7 protein-coding genes are annotated in these 4,353 nt (G+C 66.4%); 4 read left to right on the forward strand and 3 right to left on the reverse strand.

The window, feature by feature from the left end; genetic code table 11:
- A partial coding sequence (locus tag ACE3TU_RS19510) for a YdcF family protein (protein ID WP_374627270.1) occupies window positions 1-764 on the forward strand: 764 nt, incomplete at its 5' end.
- On the opposite strand, the gene ACE3TU_RS19515 is transcribed toward ACE3TU_RS19510, so the two are convergent.
- Entirely contained in the window at window positions 761-1,150 is a 390-nt protein-coding gene (locus ACE3TU_RS19515; protein WP_374627272.1) for an ArsR/SmtB family transcription factor, read from the reverse strand. The genes ACE3TU_RS19510 and ACE3TU_RS19515 overlap by 4 nt on opposite strands.
- 134 nt (window positions 1,151-1,284) lie before the next feature.
- Between ACE3TU_RS19515 and ACE3TU_RS19520 the strand changes: the two genes are divergently transcribed.
- The gene (locus tag ACE3TU_RS19520; protein ID WP_374627273.1) at window positions 1,285-1,971 is read left to right on the forward strand and encodes a hemolysin III family protein; all 687 of its coding nucleotides are present in this window, start codon (window positions 1,285-1,287) and stop codon (window positions 1,969-1,971) included.
- A gap of 15 nt (window positions 1,972-1,986) precedes the next feature.
- Here the strand turns inward: ACE3TU_RS19520 and ACE3TU_RS19525 are convergent, their stop codons facing one another.
- Complete coding sequence (locus ACE3TU_RS19525) at window positions 1,987-2,442, reverse strand: DUF192 domain-containing protein (protein WP_374627275.1); 456 nt, start codon at window positions 2,440-2,442, stop codon at window positions 1,987-1,989.
- A 72-nt stretch (window positions 2,443-2,514) separates the two neighbouring features.
- Window positions 2,515-3,138: a cold-shock protein gene (locus tag ACE3TU_RS19530; RefSeq protein ID WP_374627277.1), complete on the reverse strand. Its 624-nt coding sequence runs from the start codon at window positions 3,136-3,138 to the stop codon at window positions 2,515-2,517.
- A gap of 217 nt (window positions 3,139-3,355) precedes the next feature.
- Between ACE3TU_RS19530 and ACE3TU_RS19535 the strand changes: the two genes are divergently transcribed.
- The gene (locus tag ACE3TU_RS19535) at window positions 3,356-3,775 is read left to right on the forward strand and encodes a VOC family protein (protein WP_374627279.1); all 420 of its coding nucleotides are present in this window, start codon (window positions 3,356-3,358) and stop codon (window positions 3,773-3,775) included.
- A gap of 116 nt (window positions 3,776-3,891) precedes the next feature.
- Window positions 3,892-4,353 (forward strand): YcbK family protein, encoded by a 462-nt coding sequence (locus ACE3TU_RS19540; RefSeq protein ID WP_374627281.1) that lies wholly within the window; start codon window positions 3,892-3,894, stop codon window positions 4,351-4,353.

Genomic DNA, 4,353 nt, shown 5'->3' on the forward strand with positions numbered 1-4,353 from the left:
TAATCATGCTGCTCGGGCTCGCCGGCCTCGTCCTGCTGGCGCTGAAGCGCCGCCGCCCGGCTTTCGCCGCACTGGCGCTGTCGACGGTGCTCCTTGTGCTCTTCGCCTATACGACGCTCGGTTATGTCATCATCACGCCGCTGGAGAACCGCTTCACGAGGCCGGCGGAACCGGCACACATCGACGGCATCGTCGTGCTGGGCGGCGGCATGGACGGGGAGGTGAACACCGTCCGGGGCGGATTTGAACTCGCACGCTCGGGCGACCGCATGGTCGAAACGCTGCGGCTGGCGCTGGCGCATCCGGAGGCCCGCATCGTGATCGCGGCAGGCGCGGCGGCACTGGCGGCCGATCAGGAACCGGAGGCCCTCGCCGCGCAACGCCTGTTCGTGGCGTTCGGAATCGATCCGGCCCGCATCGTGCTCGACGACAAATCCCGCAATACCGATGAGAACGCAGCGTTCGCCAAAGACCTCGCGGGACTTCAGGCGGGCCAGACCTGGCTGCTGGTCACCTCGGCCTTTCACATGCCACGCGCCGTGGCGCTGTTCCGCCGGTCGCACTTCGCCGTCATTGCATGGCCCGCAGACTACCTGGCGAGCGGGACGGAAGGCTTCCGGCTTAAGCTCGACCAGGCACCGGAAACCATGGCGGTGACGACGATCGCGCTGCGGGAATGGCTGGGCCTGGCCGGCTACCGGCTCACCGGCCGCATCGATGAGTGGCTGCCCGAGCCGGAGGCCGGCACGCGGGCGCCCAACTAGAGGTCGAAGAAGGAAAGCTGAGGCGCCGGCGCGCGCACCGGGGCAGTCGCACCGGAAGGCTTGGGCTTGGCCGAGGACCGCCCGGGGGCCCGCACCTTGCGTTTGGTGTCGCGGACGGCGGCGAGCTTGCGCCCGTGCCGCTCGAGCCAGGCGGCGGCCGGCTTCAGCTTGTCGCGCTGCAGCGAGTAGACGTTCTCGCGGCCCTGCTTGACCTCGCGGACCAGCCCTGCCTCCTTCAGAACGCGCAGGTGCCGGGAAATCGCCGGCCGGCTGATGGCGAACGCCTGGGCCAACTCGTGCACCGGGCGGGCCGACTCATGCAGCAGTTCGACCACACGCAGACGGGTTGGGTCGGCGAGTGCCGAGAACAGCGGAACCGGGGTCATTTTCGTTTGCGTCCAGAACGATGCAGGCAAGAGTGTAACAACCACGTTACCTGTCAAGGGGGCGCGGGGCCGAAAGGGTTGACTGTGACAGGCAGATGACGGGATTGTCACAGCTTGTTCATCGGGGAACCGTCGTGCAGGCCGAAATCGTCGTTCCAAGGAGCTGGTGGACCCGGGGGCGCCCGTTCACGCTGGCCGAGTTGGTAGCAGATGGCATCGTGCACGCCGTGGGGCTGTTGCTGGCGGTGACCGTTGGCGGTGCCCTGCTCTGGGCGTCGGCGAAGCAGACCGCGCCGGACGAATTCCCGGTGCTGGTGCTCTATGTGGCGACGCTGCTGATCGTGCTGGTCGTGTCGCTGGCCTTCAATCTGTGCCCGGTCACGTCGCCGGCCAAGCGCACGCTGGCTCGCCTCGACCAGGCGGCGATCTTCCTGTTCATCGCCGGCACCTATACGCCATTCCTGGTGCTGCTGGGGGCGAGTACCGGCAATGTCGTGCTCGGCACGCTGATCTGGGGTGCCGCGCTGACCGGAATGGCACTCAAGATGCTGATCCCGCATCGCTTCGGTCGCGGCGCGCTGGTTCTCTACCTCGGGATCGGCTGGAGCGGGGTGCTGATGTTCCAGGGGCTGATGGCGCAACTGCCACCGCTGGCCCTGTGGCTGCTGGTCGCGGGCGGGATCGCCTACAGTGTCGGGGTGATCTTCCACCTGTGGGAAAGGCTCACCTTCCACAACGCCGTCTGGCACGGCTTCGTCGTGCTCGGCGCAGGCCTGCACCTGTTTGCGGTGCTCGACTGCATGGTACTGGCCCGACTCTGAGGACCGCCGTGTCGGTCAGTTGCCTCCGTCGGCAATGCGCGGATGCTCCACCTTGTCCCCTGCCGCGATGCCGAGTTCCACAGTGCGTCCGCCGGGGACCTCGAGCACGAACTCGACCGGCTCCCCGGATGGGATCGACGTGGTGTCGTGCGGACGAGCGTTGACGTGGATCCTGGCGATCACCCCGTCATGGGTGATGAACAGCATGTCGAGCGGGATGAAGGTGTTCTGCATCCAGAAGCTGACTTCGCGGCTCTGCTTGAAGTCGAACAGCATGCCGGCATCCGGCGCCAGTGATTGCCGGAACATCAGCCCGCGCGCGTGCCCCTCCGGCGTATCCACGACCTCGACGGTGAAGGCGTGCTCGCCGTTCTGCGACTTGATCACGAGGCGGCTGTCGTCGGCGCACGCGGCGAGAGGCAGCAGAAGCAGCGCGACCAGCGCGCCATAGATGACTTTGAGGAGATGCATTGCGGGGGTCACGGATCTGGTGGGCGTCACGCCACCTTAGCGCGGCACGCCGCCGAATTGGAGAGGTCTCGGCTAGTGCGACGACGGCGCCTCGCCCCAGCCATCCGGGCGAATCTCGGCGACCATCAGCCCCTTGGGCCCGGTGCCGTAGCGCACCAGCACAAACTGACCGGGCCGCAGTTCGGTGATGCCGAACCGACGCAGCGTCTCCATATGGACGAACACGTCCGGAGCGCCGTCCCCCGCCGAGAGGAAGCCGAACCCACGGATGCGATTGAACCACTTGACCTCGAGCCGCTCCAGCCGCGAAGTCGGCTCTACCGTGACGTGCGTCCGCGGCGCGGGAAGCTGCGCTGGGTGCTTGGCGGTCGACTCGTCCATGGAAAGGATGCGGAAGGCCTGCAGACCGCCGGGGCGGGCCAGCGCCTCGCAGACGACCCGCGCGCCTTCATAGGCCGTCTGGTAGCCATCGCGCCTGAGGCAGGTCACGTGCAGCAAGACGTCGGGCCGTCCATCGTCCGGAACGATGAAGCCGAAGCCCTTGGCCACGTCGAACCACTTGATGGCGCCGACCACCTCGATCACATCGAGGCCGGTCTCCGCAGATCGCTCGGCGCCTGACTGCTCCGCCTGCCGAACCCCGTCACCCGACGAGAATCCGGACTGATCAACGCCGCCCTTGGTGCTGGCCCCCATACCTCAAGCCTTTTCGTACTCGCCCCGCCGCTAACGGGGTACGCTACAAGTGAACCTCACCTTGGCCGATTCAGGGGGAGAAGTTAAGAAGCGTTTACCATTTTCTTGCCACTTTTGCACCCCGGACACAGTCCAGTTGTCATTTGCCCCGCGCCCGGTGCGTGCCTAGGGTCTGGCTCCTGGTCCCGACTCAACCGGACACATCTCGGAGGAACCGATGAAATACCTGCACACCATGGTGCGCGTCACCGATGTCGATGCTTCGCTGCGCTTCTATCGCGACGGCCTGGGGCTCGAGGAAATCCGCCGCAGCGAAAACGAGAAGGGCCGCTACACCCTGATCTTCCTCGCCCCGCCCGGCCAGCACGAGGCGCCGGTGGAGCTCACCTACAACTGGGACCCCGAGGTCTATTCCGGGGGGAGGAACTTCGGCCACCTCGCCTACGAGGTCGATGACATCTACGCCTTCTGCAGGCACATGCAGGAGATGGGCTACACCATCAACCGGCCGCCGCGCGACGGGCGGATGGCCTTCGTGCGCTCGCCCGACAGCATATCGGTCGAGATCCTGCAGGCGGGCGAGGCGCTGACGCCGGCCGAGCCGTGGACCTCGATGCCCAATACCGGCAGCTGGTAACGGCTGGGTAACCAAGCAGGTTAGCCGGCGGTTAGCCAAGCGTTTGTAGCTTCTCCAAGGCGCCGCCCGGGCAGCGGGCGACGCCGGGCCGATATCGACGTGGCCGGGGAAGTGACATGATGCGCCTGATCATCGCGCTGGCGATGGCCGCCCTCCTCGGCGGCTGCCTGCCGCTGGCCTTCTTCGCCGGCAGCGGAGACCCCTATCGCGGCTACCAGCAGAGCTTCGGAACCTACGTGACGTCAAGGGACGTCAACGCGTTCTGCCTCACCCCCAGGCTGCGCCTCGTCATCTGGGAGTTCGAGGGCTATTTCGGCAAGAAGATCGTCATGAACTCGGGCTATCGCGACCCGTTCCACAACGCCAAGGTAGGCGGGGCCGACGACAGCTATCACACCAAGTGCATGGCGGCGGACTTCTTCATCCCCGGCGTCGACAAGCGCAAGCTGATCGCCTACGCCATGCGCAACAAGGGCGTGGGTGGGCTCGGCTGCTATCCGGGCCGCAATTTCATCCACATAGACGTGCGAGACCGGCCGCGCGGCTGGAGCAAGCCGGTGACGTTCTCAGGCTGCTGA

This window comes from Devosia sp., from assembly GCF_041917035.1.
Taxonomy (GTDB): Bacteria; Pseudomonadota; Alphaproteobacteria; order Rhizobiales; family Devosiaceae; genus Devosia_A.